Origin of the sequence: Lutibacter flavus (assembly GCF_900188355.1) — a bacterium.
In the GTDB taxonomy this organism is placed as follows: domain Bacteria; phylum Bacteroidota; class Bacteroidia; order Flavobacteriales; family Flavobacteriaceae; genus Lutibacter; species Lutibacter flavus.
In genome coordinates this window covers 393,764-411,902 of sequence record NZ_FZNX01000002.1, presented here as the reverse complement: position 1 = coordinate 411,902, position 18,139 = coordinate 393,764, and the positions used below count along the sequence as shown (strand labels likewise).

Here is an 18,139-nt window from a genome sequence, read left to right as displayed (position 1 = left end):
AAATGAAAGATCTTTTTATTTTTCTTATCTGCTTATTTCTCATTTCTACTTTAAAATCACAAATTAAAAACGAAGAAAATGCTATTAAAACTAGTATTCATACTTTTTTTGAAGGACTGCAAAAAGGAGATACAATTCTTTTAAACTCCGTAATAAATAAGAATCTTAAATTACAAACAGCATTTCTTAATAATGAAGGTAGAGGCATTTTAAGAAACGAGACTAGAAAAGCATTTTTAACTGCGATTTCATCTAAAAACCCTAATGATATTTGGATGGAAAAGTTACTTTCATACGATATAAAAATTGATGGAAATTTAGCATCCGTTTGGACTCCTTATAAATTTTATTTCAATAACGAATTCAGTCATTGTGGTGTCAATTCTTTTCAACTTTTTAAAAATGGAAACATTTGGGAAATAATTTATATTGTAGATACTAGAAGAAAGAATTGTAATTAGACTACTTTTATAATATTAATATAATAATAAGTTTCATATATAATTAATTATTTTAGCATATAAGTTTTTAAACTAATGTCTACCAAAAAACATATTTTAAATCCAAATAATTGGGTTAACCTACACGCTGATTATCTTTTTAATTATACCATAAGTAGGGTTAACAATCATGATTTAGCAAAAGATTTAGTACAAGATACTTTTTTTGCAGGTTTAAAAGCTATGGATAACTTCCAAGGTAAGGCAAGTGAAAGAACTTGGCTCATCGCTATTTTAAAACGAAAAATTATAGATTATTATCGAAAAATTAATTCTGTAAAAGGAAAAGCAGAAGTTAAAATGAATTTTTATTCAGATGGTGAAAGAGAAGGTGAATGGATTGAAGAACGTGTTCCAAACTCATGGGGAAATGAAATTGAAAAAAACATTGAAAATAGCGAATTAAGTACTGCATTAGAAAAGTGTATAGACAGCCTACCTGAAAAATACGCAATAGTTTTTAAAATGAAAACTATCCAACAATTTGAAACTGAAGAAATATGTAAGGAGCTCGACATAACAGCGTCCAATCTTTGGGTTATTATCCACAGAGCCAGAACACAATTAAGAAAATGTATGGAAGATAATTGGTTTAATAATTAAAGAAAATACAAATGAAATTAACTTGCGATGAAGCAACCTCTATTTGTGATAAAAGCCAATATAAAGAGGCCTCTTTTTGGGAAATTATTAAATTAAATATTCATTTATTTTTATGTAAAAAATGTGGTTTATATAGTAAACAAAATAGCATTATGACAAAATGTTATGAAAAACATAAAAAAAATGAAATCAATAATTTAGATTGTTTGTGTGATGAAGAAAAACAGACAATGAATAAAGAGTTAAAAACTAAAATATAACTACTTTTCATAATAAAAAAATGAGTTTTTTACCTGAAGCAATAGATGAATATGTTGTAAAACATTCTCAAAATGAACCAGAATTATTGCAGCAATTAAGTAAAGAAACTTGGCAAAAAGTTTTAAATCCCCGTATGCTTAGTGGTTCATTTCAAGGCCGTATTCTTTCTATGCTATCGAAATTAATAAATCCAAAAAATATTTTAGAGATAGGAACTTACACTGGTTATTCGGCTTTATGTTTAGCTGAAGGAATGCAAAAAGAAGGAAGCATTTTTACCATTGATAAAAATGAAGAATTAGAAAATTTTGCAAAAAAATATTTTAATAAATCAGACTATAAAAGTCAAATAAAACAATTTATTGGAAATGCTATTGATATTATTCCAACAATAAATGAGAAGTTTGATTTAGTTTTTATAGATGCCGATAAATCCAATTATGTTAATTATTTTAATTTAATAATTGACAAAATGAATTCTGGAGGCGTAATTTTATCAGACAATGTTTTATGGAGTGGAAAAGTTATTGAAAAACTTAACCCAAAAGATATTGATACAAAAACACTACTTGAATACAACAAATTATTAAATACTGATTCTAGAATTGAAACAGTATTACTCCCTATTCGCGACGGGTTAACTATAAGTAGAGTTAAATAAAACTAGGTTTAAATATAAAGCGTTTTAATATTTTATAAAAAAATAACGCAATTAAATACCCTAATAACATTCCAAATAAAATATCTGTGGGAAAATGAGCCGCTAAATAAATTCTACTATAGGCAAACAGTAAAGGAAACAGAAAAATAAAGAATGAATATTTATACTGTTTTTTCAAAATCCAAAATGAAAGAAATGCAATTGTAAATGAAACAGTTGAATGCCCGGAAACAAAACTAAAATCATTATATTCAACTAAAACTCTAATAGATTTATTTATTGAACTATCATTTAAAGGTCTTAATCTTTGAAAATAATTTTTAATTAAATTCACAAGCATTAAAGATGATGCTGCACTTAAAGCGGTAATTATTGCTATGTAGATTGATTTTCTAGTTCCAAAAGCTCGATATCCTAAAAAATATATCACAAAAAATAATGGAATCCAATGTAATGGGTTTGTTATAAAAATCCAAAAATCATCCCAAAAAATATAACCTTGCGAATGTAGAAAAAGTAATAATTGTTTATCGTAATCAATAAGTGGATTTAGAATCTCCAAAACTATTTATTTCTTTTGATTGGCCCAGTGATGTCATCCAAAATATTGTCTTTCACTTTACTTACAGGGTCTGTAAAATCACCAATATTATCCTTAACCTTATTAATTTCCTTCTTAACATTGTTAGCTATATCAATATCGATGTCATGCTTTTCTGCACTGTTTTTTATTTCTCGTTTTATATCATTTGTTGCATCTTTAATCTGGCGCATACCTTTTCCTAATCCACGAGCAATTTCAGGTAGTTTATCAGCGCCAAAAAGCATTACAACAATTACCAAAATAACAAATATTTCAGCTCCACTAATAAATAGATACATTAGAATAATTTTTATCAAAGATAATATAATTACATTAATTAAAATGTTAATTTTAACTGCCTATCATACATTACAATACTACCTGCAACGGAAACATTTAAGCTAAGTGTAGATTTAAATTTTACTAAAAAATGTGATTTTTCAATTGCAGCTTTTGATAAGCCATGATCTTCGGCACCTAATAAATAAACACAACGTCTTGGGTGAACAAAAGTTTCTAAAGATTTAGATTTTTCATCTAGTTCCACACCAACCAATTGTGCTCCTTTAGGCAAATTCTTGTAAAATTCATCAAAATTTTCGTAGTGAAAATATGGCATTGCACCCGTAGCTTTATGAGTATCACAAGCTTGTTTTGCATACCTGTTTCCAATTGTAAAAATAAAACTTGCTCCCATATTTTGGGCAGACCTCCATAAAACACCCAAATTTTCAGGTGTTTTACCATTTTGTATTCCTATGCCAAAAAAACCTTGCTCTAAATTGTTTATCATTTTTTCTTAACCAACATTCTTTTTATTTCATTCAGTTTCATTAAAGCTTCTATTGGTGTAAGTGTATCAATATTTGTTGAAAGAATTTCTTCTTTAATATCTTCTAACAATGGATCATCTAATTTAAAAAAGCTTAATTGCAGATCGTTTTCAGCTGCATTTTTTATGGTTTCTTTTACTTCAACATTGGTATGATTTTTTTCTAATTGTTTCAACATTTTAGTTGCCCTATGAATTACCGAAGATGGCATTCCTGCTAATTTTGCAACATAAATACCAAAGCTATGTTCGCTTCCTCCTGGCACAAGTTTGCGTAAGAAAATAACTTTGTCTTTTAATTCTTTAACAGAAACATTAAAGTTTTTTACACGCTCAAATGTATTGGTCATATCATTTAATTCGTGATAATGAGTTGCAAATAATGTTTTTGCTTTTGATGGATGTTCGTGTAAATATTCAGCTATAGCCCAAGCTATAGAAATTCCATCGTATGTACTTGTTCCTCGTCCAATTTCATCTAACAATACCAAACTACGCTCTGAAATATTGTTCAAAATACTGGCAGTTTCATTCATCTCTACCATAAAAGTTGATTCGCCCATAGAAATATTATCACTTGCGCCAACACGCGTAAATATTTTATCTACAATTCCAATTCTGGCATTTTGAGCAGGCACATAACTTCCCATTTGAGCCAACAAGACTATTAATGCAGTTTGCCTTAAAATAGCTGATTTACCACTCATATTAGGCCCCGTTATCATAATAATTTGTTGCAGGTTTCTATTTAAAACAACATCATTAGCAATGTATTCTTCACCAATTGGTAATTGTTTTTCTATAACTGGGTGACGTCCGTTTTTAATTTCTAAATCTGTGCTTTCATCTAATTGTGGTCGCACATAATTATATTGTTTAGCAACCTCAGCAAAAGCACACAAACAATCAATTTGAGCAATTAATTGCGCGTTTAATTGTATTGGCTGGATGTAATCTAATAAATAACTAATTAGTTCCGCAAAAAGCTCGTTTTCAAGCTTACTTATCTTTTCTTCTGCTCCTAATATTTTGGTTTCATATTCTTTTAATTCTTCCGTAATATAACGCTCTGCATTTACCAAGGTTTGTTTACGAATCCAATCTTCAGGAACTTTATCTTTATGTGAATTTCTAACTTCAATATAATATCCAAAAACATTATTAAAGGCTATTTTTAAGGAAGTAATTCCTGTTCGTTCAATTTCACGAGCTAACATTGCATCTAAATAATCTTTTCCTGAAGTTGAAATTGCTCTTAATTCGTCTAATTCTATTGAAACATCATTTGCAATGGCATTTCCTTTGTTGATATTAACCGGTGCATCCTCATTTAAAGTTTTTGTTATTTTTTCACGAAGTGCATTGCAATTTTGCAATTGTTCACCAATAATTTTTAACGATTCATTGTCGCTTTTTTCAGCCGTTTCTTTTATTGGAATTATTGCATTTAAAGAGTTTTTAAGTAGTACAACTTCTCGTGGATTTACCTTTCCAGTAGCAACTTTAGAAACTAAGCGTTCAATATCACTAATTTGCTTTATTTGATAGGTTGTAAGTTCAAAAAAGTCATCATTATCAATTAAATATTTAACAATATCGTGACGCTTTTTTATACGATTGATATCTTTTAAAGGCAATGCCAACCAACGCTTTAATAATCTTCCTCCCATTGGAGAAATGGTTTTATCAATAACATCTAACAGCGTAACAGCATTTACCGAGGTTGAATTATACAACTCTAAATTTCTAATAGTAAACCGATCCATCCAAACATAATTATCTTCTGAAATCCGGTTTATTACTGAAATATGATCTAATTTATTATGTTGTGTTTCAGATAAATAATACAATACGGCGCCTGATGAAATAATTCCTTCCTGCAGTTCTTCAACACCAAAACCTTTCAATGTTTTTACCTTAAAATGATTGGTTAATGTTTCAAACGCATATTCCGATTGGAAAATCCAATCTTCCAAATAAAAAGTATAAAACCGATCTCCAAACAACTCAAAAAACTTTGTTTTATGCTGTTTTTGAACCAATACCTCGCTTGGTTTAAAATTTTGAAGTAGTTTATCTATATATTCAGCATCGCCTTGGGCAGTTAAAAATTCACCTGTTGAAACGTCTAAAAACGAAATTCCAAAATGCTTTTTTCCAAAGTGAACAGCGGCTAAAAAATTATTGATTTTTGATTGTAAAACCTCATCATTCAATGCAACTCCTGGGGTTACCAATTCTGTAACACCTCGTTTTACAATGGTTTTTGTCATTTTTGGATCTTCTAACTGATCACAAATAGCAACACGCATTCCTGCTTTTACCAGCTTTGGCAAGTACGTATTTAAAGAATGATGTGGAAAACCTGCCAATGCGGTTTCGGTTTCACTTCCAGCACCTCTTTTGGTTAATATAATTCCTAAAACTTTTGAAGCCTTTTTTGCGTCTTCTCCAAAAGTTTCATAAAAATCACCCACTCTAAAAAGTAACATTGCATCGGGATACTTCACCTTAATTGCATTGTATTGTTTCATTAACGGAGTGACTTTCTTGGTTTTTGCTGCCAATTTTTTAGGAAATTAAGTTAGTTTTGCGAAGTTAATTATTCCGTTTTAAAGATAAACGAATTTATGAGAAAATTAAAAAATAGCGAGCTTGGAAGATTAAATGTTGAAGATTTCAAAAAAACGGGTAAAATTCCATTAATTGTTGTATTAGATAATATAAGAAGTTTAAACAATATTGGATCTGTGTTTAGAACAAGTGATGCTTTTTTAATTGAAAAAGTTTACCTCTGTGGAATTACAGCTCAACCACCTCATAAAGAAATTCATAAAACGGCATTGGGAGCAACTGAATCTGTAGATTGGGAATATGTTGAAGACACATTAACTTTAGTTCAAAAATTAAAAACAGAAAATGTACTTGTGGCTTCCATTGAACAAGCTGAAAACAGTACAATGTTACAAGATTTTAACATTAACCCAAAGCAAAAATATGCAATTGTAATGGGTAATGAAGTAAAAGGAGTTCAACAAGAAGTTGTCTCAGCTTCAGATTATTGTATTGAAATTCCTCAATTTGGAACCAAACATTCTTTAAATATTTCGGTAAGTTGTGGTGTAGTACTTTGGGATTTGTTTAAAAAGTTCAAGTATTAATAATTCAACATAATTTTTGCGATATAAAAGAATAAGAAAATTCCAAAAATATCATTACTAGTTGTTATAAAAGGTCCAGTTGCAATTGCAGGATCAATACCACGTTTATCTAAAATAATAGGGACAAAAGTTCCTATTAATGATGCGACAATGATAACGCTTAACATTGAAATGGCTACAGTAAAGCTAAATAATGGATCCATATTAGTAATTAAGCCAAAAATCATTATTAGAATACCTAAAACAATTCCGCTAATTAAACTTAAACTAACTTCTTTTACAAGACGGCTAAATAAACTTCCTTTAATAATGTCATTTGCCAATCCTTGAACAACAATTGCCGATGATTGTACACCAACATTACCAGCCATTGCTGCAATTAAAGGAGTAAAAAAGAATAAGCGTTTAAATTCTGGATTGGCCATAAATTCTTCATAACCTTCCATAATAAATACACTTCCAAGTCCTCCAAACAACCCTAAAACTAACCAAGGTAAACGTGCTTTCGTAAGTTCCCATATACTATCATCAGCTTCTACATCTTGCGAAATACCTGCTGCCATTTGATAATCTTTCTCAGCTTCTTCTTTAATTACATCAACTATATCATCAATAGTAATTCTCCCAACAAGTCTACCTAATTCATCAATAACTGGAATTGCTTCTAAATCATACTTTTGCATTATTCTTGCAACATCTTCGGCTTTTTCGTTTACATTAACAGAATCTACTTTTTTAATAAAAACTTCTTTAATTGGTGATCTTGTAGAGGTTGTTAATAAATCTTTTAAAGATAAGCGCCCTTTTAAAATATCACGATCATCAACCACATATATTGAATGCACTCTGGTAACTTCTTCCGCTTGTGCACGCATTTCTTTAACGCAGGTAAGCACATTCCAATTTTCGTTTACTTTTACTAACTCTTTTGCCATTAAACCACCCGCAGTGTCTTCATCATAACGTAAAAGTTCAACAATTTCTTTAGCATGTTCTTCATCCTCAATATGAGAAATTACTTCCTTTTTTTGCTCTTCTGAAAGTTCAGAAATAATATCTGCGGCATCATCGGTATCTAATTCATTTAATTCTTCAGCAATTTCTTTTGATGAAAGTCCTTTTAATACTTTTTCACGAATATCTTCATCTAATTCAGCAATTACATCAGAGGTAATATCACTATCTAATAATTTTATTAAGTACAGAGCCTCTTCTGTATCTAATTCTTCAATTATTTCAGCAACATCTGCATAATGCACTTCTTCTAATAAAGTATGAAGTCCTTTATTATTATTGTCCGCAATTAAATGTTGAATATCCTCTATGTATTGTTTTGTAATTTCAAACGACATCTTTTTCAATTTTAGAAGTAAGACTAATGAATTCTTGAACCGATAATTGCTCTGGTCGTTTGTCAAAGATACTATCTTCTCTTAAACTATCTGACAAATTCAGTATTTTTAAACTGTTACGAAGTGTTTTTCTACGTTGTTGAAACCCTGTTTTTACAACTTTATAAAATAATTTTTCATCAACAGGTAATGTGTAATTTTCTTTTCTGATAAATCTAATAACACCAGAATCTACTTTTGGTGGCGGATCAAAAACTGTTGGCGGAACCGTAAATAAATATTCAACATCATAAAACGCCTGCGTAAGAACTGATAAAATTCCGTACACCTTACTCCCTTCTTTTTCAGCGATTCGTTTCGCTACTTCCTTTTGAAACATCCCAGAAAATTCAGGAATTTGATGACGGTTTTCGAGCGTTTTAAACACTATTTGAGTAGAAATATTATAAGGAAAATTACCAATGATAGCTACTTGCTCATCTCCAAAATAATCTGATAAATTAATTTTTAAAAAATCCTTTGAAATAATTCTATTTGCTAAATTTAAGTAATGAGCTTGTAAATATTCAACCGATTCTTTATCAATTTCTATAACATGTGTTGTGAGCGGTTTTTTAAGTAAATATTTTGTTAACACACCCATTCCAGGACCAATTTCCAGCACATTTTTATAGCCTTTTTCTGTTAAACTATCAGCTATTTGCTGCGCAATTAATTCATCTTTTAAAAAATGTTGTCCAAGGTGTTTTTTTGCTCTTACACTCATAAATTTAGTTTTTTACACTCATACTAAATTGTTCACTTATTACTTTTAACTCAGTTCCAAAAGCTACTATTCTATTTTTAAATAGACTCATTGCCTCATCCCCTAATTTTTGTGCATCTTCATTATAATATGCTTCTAATGTTTCCACACTATCTGTGGTGTATTGAACCGAATAAGTAACACCACCCATTTCTTCTTCAATCATCACCTGACTCATTTTTGCATTACTAAATTTACCTGTAGAAAGCATTTCTGGTATATGTTTTTCTTTCATCCATTTTAGCCACTCTAGGTGGATGGATTCGTCTACATTTGTTGTTACGTTATAGATATACATTTTAATTTTAATTAAGTTCGTCTCCTCTTAATTTTCTATACTTTTTTCGAGCATCAACTAAATAAATACTAGATGGATATTCAAATATAATTTTTTGATAATATTCTTTTGCCTTTTCAATTTTATTTAAATTATTCAAATATAATTCAGCAAGATAATAATGTGCATCATCAACTAAAATATCCTCTTTATTAATTTCAATAATTTGTAAATAATTAGATGCTGCTTTTTCAAATTGATTTATTTTTTCAAATAATTTGGCTTGTTTAAATAATGCCTCATCCTCTACTGGCTGTCCTTTAAAATTTGCTAATATACCTTGCAAGGTATCTATTGCTTGTTGATTTTTATTTTGAAATGAAAGTAAATCTGCAATTGCATATTTTTTTAATGCAATTTTCAAACTATCCTTTATTCCGTTATCTGTTATCAATAAATTTAAATCTAAGGCATCATTTGCAATTAATTGTGAAGTTGAATTTTTAAGTACTTTTAATTGTGATTGTGCCCAGTCAAAATCTCCCTTAAAATAAGAAGTTTGTGCTATTTTAAATCGTGCCGTTTGTCCAATTGAATGACTCTTTAAATCGTTTTGAACTTGTGTATAATAAATTAAAGCACTACTAAATTTACTTGTGTAAACCAGTACATCCGCTAATTTCGTTTTAATATGTCCTTTTTGAAATTCATTAATCGGCAATTTTAATGCTTCTTTTAATATAGAAATAGCTTTATCTGGTTCATTTTTTTTAAACGTTAAAAATTCAGCATAAATAAGTTGTATTCCAATAGTATTCTTATTTTTCCCATAGGTGTTAAATAATTCTTGAAATTGAGTTTCAATTTTATTTATTTCACTATTAGATTCAATATCAATTTGAAGTAAATATAATTTTGCCGTTAATTCTGTTTCTAAATTATTGGTATTTTCTAATACATAATTAAAGCAATTTTGTGAAACATCAAATGCTTTATCATTAAAAGCAATTTCACCAATTTCAATAATACCTTTTAATTCCCCTTGATTTCTTTTATGCAATGCTTTTTCCTGAACCAATGCTTTATCATAATCTTTTTGCTGCATAAACAACCAACTTAATAATTGATTCCAACTATTTTGAGGGTTATTTTGCATTCGTTTAATCAAGGCTTTCTTTAATAGAACATTTCCTTCATTTTCACTATCATCAATTAAATATCGACCAATATAACTCTTGGCTGAAGGTAAATATTTAACTTCAGCTTCAACCATATCTAAATAGGTATTAAACATATTTTCCAGTTCTCCCTTTTCTCCGTAAATAGTTGCAATTTGAAAATTATAATTTGCATTTGGATTTACTTCCATAGCTTTTTTATAAGCTTTTAATGCATACTCGAGAAGGTGATTATTTTGAAATGTTTTTCCAATTAAATAACCCTGATTTTTTGATTTTTCAATAGTACTTATTGCCTTTTCATATAATAAGGTTGCCGCATCTTGCTGATGTTGCAATTGATAATTATAACCTAATTCTACAAATAAATAATATTGATTAGGGAACTCTAATAATTGTTTATCTAATGTGTTTTTTACTTCTTCAAATTTTTCTAACTGTTGATAGCTCTCAATTAATAACCTTAAATAATTGCTGTTAATTGGGTTTTTCTCATGTAAAATTTTATACGTAGAAGCGGCTTTTTCGTATTCCCCATTTCTAAAATACAGAAATGCTATCGCAGCATCCTGTGCATATAATTGCAAGGAAAAACAACTAATAATTATGATTAAAATTTTACGCATATTGTGTTTTAAATTCTACCAAAGATAACCAATCAAGTGTTAAAGTTTTTATAAATAGTTTCAATTTTAAAATATGCATTGTAACATTTTGGCACAGAAATTGTCTTAACTATATAAAACAACTAAATATTACCCAAATGAAAGAATTAATCAAACAATACGAAACTGCAAAAAAGAAAGCGTTAAAATTCATGAGAAAAGGACAAATCAATAAATATTTTGATGCCTTAATTGAAATGAATCATTACAAAAAAATGATAACAGTTAGCGCTAATTAATTAGTTCAAATCCACAATACGGCACCAACACTTCAGGGATTTTTATTCCTTCAGGTGTTTGGCAATTCTCTAATAATCCTGCCAATACCCGTGGTAAGGCCAATGAACTACCATTAAGCGTATGAGCCAATTCGCTTTTTCCTTCACTGTTTTTAAAACGAAGTTTTAAGCGATTTGCCTGGAATGTTTCAAAGTTAGAAACTGAGCTAATTTCTAACCAACGATCTTGTGCTGTTGAAAATAGTTCAAAATCATACGTTAAAGCAGAAGTAAACCCAATATCCCCACCACACAAACGTAAAATACGATAAGGCATTTTTAATTCTTGTAAAATTCCCTTCACATGATTTACCATTCCATCTAATGCTGTATAAGAATTAGAAGGGTGTTCTATTCTAACTATTTCAACTTTATCAAATTGGTGTAACCTATTTAAACCACGCACATGCGCTCCGTAAGAACCTGCCTCACGTCTAAAACAAGGAGTATAAGCTGTATTGCAAATTGGAAATTCAGTTTCCTTTAAAATAACATCTCTATAAATATTTGTTACAGGAACTTCAGCTGTTGGAATTAAAAATAAATTATCCTGCGCATCGTGATACATTTGACCTTCTTTATCTGGCAATTGTCCAGTTGCTATCCCAGAAGCTTCATTTACTAAATGTGGCACTTGCACCTCATTATAACCTGCATCTGTATTTTTATCTAAAAAATAATTAATTAAAGCTCTTTGAAGTTTTGCTCCTTTACCTTTATATACCGGGAATCCTGCACCCGCAATTTTATTACCAAGTTCAAAATCTATAATATCGTATTTTTTAGCTAACTCCCAATGAGGTAATGCTCCTTCATGCAAAACTGGTATAACACCTTCTTCAAAAACAGTTAAATTATCTTCTTCTGAAGAACCCGCAGGAACAATTTCATTTGGAATATTAGGAATCAGGTATAATAATTCTTGTAATTCGTTTGCTTTATTTTGAAGACTTTCAGTTAAATCTTTTGATTTTTCTTTCAAAAGCACTGTTTTTTTCTTTAGTATTTCAGCTTTTTGACGCTCTCCAGATTTAAATAATTGTCCAATATCTTTTGATAATTTATTAGATTCAGCTAAAACAATATCTAATTCTGTTTGAATTGCTCGTCTCTCCTCATCAGCTGAAATTGTATTATCAACTAACTCTTCCGCGTTTTTTAAATTTCTCTTTGCCAAACCGTTTAAAACAGTTTCTCTGTTTTCTCGAATAAATCCAACTTGTAACATAGTTCTTCTCCTTTAATTGAACGCCAAATTTAATAAATTGCTATCAAAAGAAACGAATTAGTTTAATTTGATTTTAAAGAAATAGTTTCATTTATAATTGAAATTATTTGAGGCACAACTTCTAAATTAAAATTAAGATTAAAATTTACGGTGTTTTTTCCGGATTTCGTAATTCTAAATTCTCCTTTTTTAACCGGGTAATAACCCGTTTGACCTTTACAATAGCATAATCTTCCAAAATAAAGTTTTACCTTTTGAAGATCTTTATTGGTGAGATTTAATTCGGAAAATTCTTTATCTAGTTCTGCGTAAATAATCTCTGTATAATTACTGTCTTGGGTGTTTTCAATTGGGTTTTTCTTATACGTATATTTCAATAAGGTTTTTTCACCATCAGAAATAACAGGATATAAAATACCAAAATTATCACTTGCAAACTCGATGGATTTATTAGGAATTAATTCAAAAGAGCAATTCTCATTTTCTGGACAACTAATTGCTTTTTGACTAATTTGTTGACTAACTATAAAACTTGGTTTGCAGGAAACAACTAGCAAAATTAATAAAGGTATAACGTTTTTCATCTTAATAATTTTTATAATTATTTGTATTTAAATTGTTAAAAACAAGCTTATTATATTTGAGTTGGAGTAATCTTATCTAAAAACTGAATCGATAGTAGAAAAAATATAATAAAACCAACTATTTATTCTTTATCAAATTAAATGCCACTTATAAAATCTAATGATTTTTGTTTGTCATTTCCCAACTGATTTTTTAATTCTGAAATAGATTCAAATTTTTCTTCATCTCGCAAAAAAGTAAGCACCTCAACTTGAATGTTTTTAGTATATAGATCTTCATCAAAATCAAAAAAATGAATTTCAATAGTTTGACTTTTACCGCTAACTGTTGGTCTAAACCCAATATTCATCATTCCAAAAACAGTTTTATTATCAATTATAGATTTAACAACATACGCACCTGTTTTTGGTAATAATTTATAAGTTTCTTTAATAAATAAATTAGCTGTTGGAAACCCAATTTTCTCACCTAGATTTTTACCTTTAACAACCTTACCATTTAACATAAAATTATATCCTAAATAAGTATTTGCCTTAGTTATTTCACCATTTTCAACAGCCTTTCTAATTTTGGTAGAACTCACTGCTATGTTACTGATATCTTGCTGAGAAATTTTTTTGACTTTAAAATTGTAAGTTCTGCCGTAATCTTGTAACTGCTCAAAATTTCCTTCTCTGTTTTTTCCAAAATGATGATCATAACCAATAACTAATTTGGAAATATTTAAGATATTTACTAAAATATTTCTAACAAAATCCAGCGCTGAAAGTTTTGCGAACTCTTTAGAAAATGGGTGAATTACCAATATATCCAATCCTAATTTATCGAGTAATTTAGTTCGCTCTTCAATTGTATTAATTAATTTAATATCTAAATCTTTCTGTAAAACCATTCTAGGATGTGGAAAAAAAGTTAGTAAAACCGAAGATTTTTTATTCTTTTTAGCACTATTTATTAGTTTTTTAATAACCTTTTGATGCCCAATATGAACTCCGTCAAAGGTGCCAATGGTAACAAAAGTTTTATTAGTTGATTTATAATTATCTAAATTGGTGAAAATTTTCAAAATTGAAAACAGAATTGGTTACAATAAAAAACAAAAATACTTTATTTAATTAAAATGAAGATACCAATAATAATAAAAATGGCATTGATATTGTAATCAAATTATTATCTTTTATATTTGTGAGTTTTCAAGATCCAAAAAAACAAAATAACACATGAAATTTATATTTAATAAATTAATAATTCTATTTCTTTTTTTTACAATTCAGTTTCTATCTGTTTCTGCTCAGGAAACAAATAACTTATGGACAAAGAAAAGGGAATTAATCCAAGAACCTTCTTTAATTGTTGAAAAGAAATCAATACCAAAAGAATTTAAAGTTTTTGACCTAAATATTGCAAAACTTAAAAAATCTCTAAATAATATTCCTAAAAGAAAAAGTAACTTAAAAAAATCAAATGTTATCTTACAATTCCCTAATGGAGAAGGGGAATTAGAAAAATATGAAATTTTTGAAGCTTCAATTTTGGAAGAAAGTCTTCAAAAGAAGTACCCAAATATAAGATCTTATGTTGGAAATGGAATTGAAAATTCTACTTCTTCCATTCGATTTAGTATCACAGATTTAGGCTTAAACGCAATGGTTTTTCAAAACTCAAAAGAAACAGCTTTTATTGAGACATATACCAAAAACAAAGAATCTTATTTAGTTTATAAAAAGTCTGATTTACCTGCAGAAACTGAACCTTTTGAATGCAAATTTGAAGATCTTAAATCCAATCTTACAGGAACAAATTCCAATACTTCTTCAAAAGCTAACAATGCAAATGATGGACAATTAAGAACTTTTAGATTGGCTGTTGCAACTACTGGAGAATATTCTCAATTCCACTTAGACCAACAAGGAATTGATCCAACTGCAACGGATGAGGTTAAAAAATCAGCGGTATTATCAGCTATTGCAACAACAATGACCCATGTAAATGCTATATTTGAGAGAGATGTTGCACTAACAATGATTTTAGTTGATAACAATGCCAGTATTATTTATTTAAATAAAGATACAGATGGTTTTACAAATGATAGCTCATCAGATTTAATTGAAGAGAGTCAAACTGTTATTAATAGTGTTATAGGCTCATCAAATTATGATATCGGCCATACTTTTAGCACTGGAGGTGGAGGATTAGCACAATTAAACTCCCCTTGTACTCCTAATGGAAAAGCAAGAGGAATTACAGGATCACCAAATCCTATTGGACCTGGTTATGATATTGATTATGTGGCTCATGAGATGGGACACCAATATGGTGCTCACCATACTTTTAATAGTGAAGCAGGGAATTGTTCTGGCAATATCAATTATGGTACAGCAGTTGAAACTGGTAGTGGATCCACAATTATGGCATATTCTGGATTGTGTGCTCCAGACAATGTGGTAAGTTTAAGTGATGATTATTTTCATTTAGTAAGTATTAGAGAAATGTGGGCTAATATTAGTAATGGTATTAGCACTTGTGGAATATTAACCGCAACGGGAAATAGTGCTCCAATAATTAATCCGGTTCAAAACTATACAATTCCAATTTCTACTCCTTTCGCTTTAACTGCGGATGCTTCAGATATTGATGGTGATTTGTTAACATATACCTGGGAACAATTAGACACGGAATCAGCTACCTATCCGCTAACAGCTACTTCAAATGTAGGGCCTGCGTTTAGATCCATAAAACCAAGTGAAAATCCTACACGTTATTTCCCAAGTACAGAAACTGTTTTATCAGGAAATACATCAAACGATTGGGAGGTTTTACCATCTGTTTCTAGAACAATGAAATTTGGACTTACTGTTCGAGATAATAATGAAAATGGCGGACAAACAGCAAGTGATGAATCCGTTATTACATTTGATGCTAATTCAGGTAGTTTTATGCTAACTTCACAAACAGCTGCTGAATCTTGGAGCGCAGGAACTGCCAATACAATTACATGGAATGTTGCAAACACCAACATTGCACCTGTTAATTGTTCAAATGTGAATATTTTACTATCAACTGATGGCGGTGATACTTATCCAATAGTATTGGCTTCAAATGTCCCAAATGATGGCTCCCAAGAAATTATAGTTCCTAACGAAACAACTAGACGGGCAAGAATAAAAGTTGAAAGTGTTGGCAACGTTTTTTATAATGTAAATCTTGCTGATATTGAAATTCAGTCTTCTGAATTTATTATGGATTTTGATTCTAATAATTTAAATATTTGCGCTCCAAATAATGCTATTTACACGTTTACTTATAATACCTTTTCAAATTTTAATGAGGAAACAACTTTTTCAGCTTTAGGTTTTCCTGAAGGCGCAACTGTAACATTTAATCCTGCTACTGCAACTGATAACAACACTACTGTAGAAATGGTTGTTAGTGGAATTGAAAACACCACCGCTACTGGATTATATAATATCTCTGTAAAAGGCACATCTTCATCAATTGAAAAAAATACAGTTTCTTTTTTAAATATATTTTCATCTCAATTTACGCAACCAATTTTAAGTTCTCCAGAAAATGATAGCAGCGAGTTAATAGATCCTATTTTTTTAAGTTGGGTTATAGATGAAAATGTAATTGACTATGAAATCGAAATTTCACCTGATAATTCTTTTTCAACAATTATAGAATCCGCTACATTAAAAACAAATAACTACAGTCCATTACAATTAGAATTAAATACAAACTACTTTTGGCGAGTAAAAGGGAAGAATGAGTGTGGAGAAAGTGATTTCTCAACTGTTTATAATTTTACTACTGCTAATATTGTTTGTGATTCTTTCAACGCTATAGACATTCCTGTTGAGATTCCAGATAATAATGTTAGTGGGGCTAGTTCTGTTATAAATATAACTCATAATAAAATTATTACTGATGTTAATTTAACAATAAATATTCCTCATCAATGGGTTGGTGACTTAACCTTAACATTAGTTAGTCCAAATGGTACATCAGTATTGTTATCTGCAAATAATGGTGATGAAGGTCTTGGATACACAAATACTATTTTTGATGATGATGCAATTTCAACCATTGGCTCTGGATTAGCACCATTCACAGGAACCTATAGTCCCCAAGGAAATTTATCAAGTTTTAATACTGAAGAATCCTATGGAGAATGGATATTAGAAGTTGTTGATTCTGGTCCTGAAGATATTGGAACTATAGAAAATTGGAGCATAGAAATATGTGGATTAGATGTGATTAGTGAGGATGATGATAAAGATGGGGTCCCTAATAATTTAGATCTTTGTCCAAATACACCATTAGGAAGTACCGTGGATAGCTCGGGTTGTCCAATATTTTCGTTAGCTGGTGATAATTTTTCAATTCAGACAATAAGTGAAACCTGCCCTAATGAAAATAATGGGCAAATTTTAATAACTGCCATTGAAACATTTGATTATGTTGCAACAATTAATGGAACCAATTATAATTTTACAAACAATAGTTTAACTGTTGATAATTTATCTCCTAATTCATATGATATTTGTATTACTATTTCGGGTGAAGATTATGAGCAATGTTTCCAGGTTGAAATCGCAGAGGGAATTACAATTTCCGGTAAAGCAAATAATGATTCTGGAAAAATTTCAGTTAATATAGAGCAGGGTACGGCTCCATATTCAATTTTTGTAAATGATATAAAAACTTCAGAAACATTATCTCCAACATTTGTTATTAACGCAAAACATGGAGATATTATCCAAGTTAAAACTAGTGTTTCCTGTGAAGGAGTTTTTTCCAAAACAGTTGATTCATTTAGTGAAATTTTAGCGTATCCAAATCCTTCAAATGGTAATTATACAATAGCTTTACCAATTTCTCAGAAAGAAGTAACAATTGAAATCTATAATATTCAATCACAATTAATTTCAATAAAAAATTATAATGTGGTTTCTGGAAAAGTTAGAATTAACATTAACAATAATGCCACAGGTTTATATTTTGTAAAAGTTAACTTAGATGTGCCTGTTTTGCTTAAAGTTATAAAAGAGTAAAAAATTATTTTAAATTTAGAAAAAGCCCTTTCAATTACTAAAGTTGAAAGGGCTTTTATTTTACAAATAATTCTAATGAAAAAACCTTATTATTAAGTTTATTGTTTATTTTCAAA

18 protein-coding genes are annotated in these 18,139 nt (G+C 29.4%); 7 read left to right on the top strand and 11 right to left on the bottom strand.

Features of this window, described 5'->3' with window-relative positions; translation table 11 throughout:
* Positions 1-2 precede the first annotated feature (2 nt).
* The 4 genes from CHB63_RS07970 to CHB63_RS07955 all read left to right on the top strand — a co-directional run bounded on the left by CHB63_RS07970 (position 3) and on the right by CHB63_RS07955 (position 2,025).
* Positions 3-461, top strand: coding sequence for a nuclear transport factor 2 family protein (locus CHB63_RS07970; protein ID WP_089377925.1), 459 nt, complete (start codon positions 3-5; stop codon positions 459-461).
* Positions 462-536: 75 nt separating this feature from the next.
* On the top strand, positions 537-1,103 hold the full coding sequence (locus CHB63_RS07965; protein WP_089377924.1) for a sigma-70 family RNA polymerase sigma factor: 567 nt from the start codon (positions 537-539) through the stop codon (positions 1,101-1,103).
* A gap of 11 nt (positions 1,104-1,114) precedes the next feature.
* Entirely contained in the window at positions 1,115-1,363 is a 249-nt protein-coding gene (locus tag CHB63_RS07960; RefSeq protein WP_089377923.1) for a hypothetical protein, read from the top strand.
* A gap of 20 nt (positions 1,364-1,383) precedes the next feature.
* Positions 1,384-2,025 (top strand): O-methyltransferase, encoded by a 642-nt coding sequence (locus CHB63_RS07955; protein ID WP_089377922.1) that lies wholly within the window; start codon positions 1,384-1,386, stop codon positions 2,023-2,025.
* Here the strand turns inward: CHB63_RS07955 and CHB63_RS07950 are convergent.
* The 4 genes from CHB63_RS07950 to mutS are packed head-to-tail and all read right to left on the bottom strand — an operon-like array spanning position 2,018 to position 6,007.
* Entirely contained in the window at positions 2,018-2,587 is a 570-nt protein-coding gene (locus CHB63_RS07950) for a phosphatase PAP2 family protein (RefSeq protein WP_089377921.1), read from the bottom strand. The genes CHB63_RS07955 and CHB63_RS07950 overlap by 8 nt on opposite strands.
* Before the next feature lie 2 nt (positions 2,588-2,589).
* A complete protein-coding gene (locus CHB63_RS07945) occupies positions 2,590-2,907 on the bottom strand; it encodes a Sec-independent protein translocase subunit TatA/TatB (RefSeq protein ID WP_089377920.1) in 318 nt (105 codons plus the stop codon).
* A gap of 38 nt (positions 2,908-2,945) precedes the next feature.
* Positions 2,946-3,401: an RNA methyltransferase gene (locus tag CHB63_RS07940; RefSeq protein WP_089377919.1), complete on the bottom strand. Its 456-nt coding sequence runs from the start codon at positions 3,399-3,401 to the stop codon at positions 2,946-2,948.
* Positions 3,398-6,007: a DNA mismatch repair protein MutS gene (mutS, locus tag CHB63_RS07935; protein ID WP_089377918.1), complete on the bottom strand. Its 2,610-nt coding sequence runs from the start codon at positions 6,005-6,007 to the stop codon at positions 3,398-3,400. The genes CHB63_RS07940 and mutS overlap by 4 nt, the downstream gene beginning before the upstream one ends.
* 63 nt (positions 6,008-6,070) lie before the next feature.
* On the opposite strand from mutS, the gene CHB63_RS07930 reads away from it, so the two are divergent.
* Positions 6,071-6,601 carry an RNA methyltransferase gene (locus tag CHB63_RS07930; protein ID WP_089377917.1) on the top strand — a complete coding sequence of 177 codons (531 nt, stop codon included), beginning with the start codon at positions 6,071-6,073 and terminating at the stop codon, positions 6,599-6,601.
* Here the strand turns inward: CHB63_RS07930 and mgtE are convergent.
* Genes mgtE through CHB63_RS07910 form a run of 4 tightly spaced genes read right to left on the bottom strand, consistent with a single transcriptional unit; the run spans position 6,598 to position 10,839 of the window.
* The gene (mgtE, locus tag CHB63_RS07925; RefSeq protein WP_089377916.1) at positions 6,598-7,953 is read right to left on the bottom strand and encodes a magnesium transporter; all 1,356 of its coding nucleotides are present in this window, start codon (positions 7,951-7,953) and stop codon (positions 6,598-6,600) included. The genes CHB63_RS07930 and mgtE overlap by 4 nt on opposite strands.
* Entirely contained in the window at positions 7,943-8,719 is a 777-nt protein-coding gene (gene rsmA, locus CHB63_RS07920; RefSeq protein ID WP_089377915.1) for a 16S rRNA (adenine(1518)-N(6)/adenine(1519)-N(6))-dimethyltransferase RsmA, read from the bottom strand. Before rsmA ends, mgtE begins: the two co-directional genes overlap by 11 nt.
* A gap of 4 nt (positions 8,720-8,723) precedes the next feature.
* Complete coding sequence (locus tag CHB63_RS07915) at positions 8,724-9,056, bottom strand: DUF4286 family protein (RefSeq protein ID WP_089377914.1); 333 nt, start codon at positions 9,054-9,056, stop codon at positions 8,724-8,726.
* Positions 9,057-9,063: 7 nt separating this feature from the next.
* The gene (locus CHB63_RS07910) at positions 9,064-10,839 is read right to left on the bottom strand and encodes a tetratricopeptide repeat protein (protein WP_089377913.1); all 1,776 of its coding nucleotides are present in this window, start codon (positions 10,837-10,839) and stop codon (positions 9,064-9,066) included.
* A gap of 137 nt (positions 10,840-10,976) precedes the next feature.
* Here CHB63_RS07910 and CHB63_RS17145 point away from each other — a divergent pair, with 137 nt between their 5' ends.
* Complete coding sequence (locus CHB63_RS17145; protein WP_176420300.1) at positions 10,977-11,117, top strand: hypothetical protein; 141 nt, start codon at positions 10,977-10,979, stop codon at positions 11,115-11,117.
* On the opposite strand, the gene serS is transcribed toward CHB63_RS17145, so the two are convergent.
* From serS to CHB63_RS07895, 3 genes are all read right to left on the bottom strand, one after another.
* The gene (serS, locus tag CHB63_RS07905) at positions 11,110-12,384 is read right to left on the bottom strand and encodes a serine--tRNA ligase (RefSeq protein WP_089377912.1); all 1,275 of its coding nucleotides are present in this window, start codon (positions 12,382-12,384) and stop codon (positions 11,110-11,112) included. The genes CHB63_RS17145 and serS overlap by 8 nt on opposite strands.
* Positions 12,385-12,446: 62 nt before the next feature.
* A complete protein-coding gene (locus CHB63_RS07900) occupies positions 12,447-12,968 on the bottom strand; it encodes a hypothetical protein (protein ID WP_089377911.1) in 522 nt (173 codons plus the stop codon).
* A 137-nt stretch (positions 12,969-13,105) separates the two neighbouring features.
* Entirely contained in the window at positions 13,106-14,035 is a 930-nt protein-coding gene (locus CHB63_RS07895; RefSeq protein WP_089377910.1) for a bifunctional riboflavin kinase/FAD synthetase, read from the bottom strand.
* Positions 14,036-14,189: 154 nt separating this feature from the next.
* Between CHB63_RS07895 and CHB63_RS07890 the strand changes: the two genes are divergently transcribed.
* The gene (locus CHB63_RS07890; protein WP_089377909.1) at positions 14,190-18,023 is read left to right on the top strand and encodes a reprolysin-like metallopeptidase; all 3,834 of its coding nucleotides are present in this window, start codon (positions 14,190-14,192) and stop codon (positions 18,021-18,023) included.
* Positions 18,024-18,139: the final 116 nt, after the last annotated feature.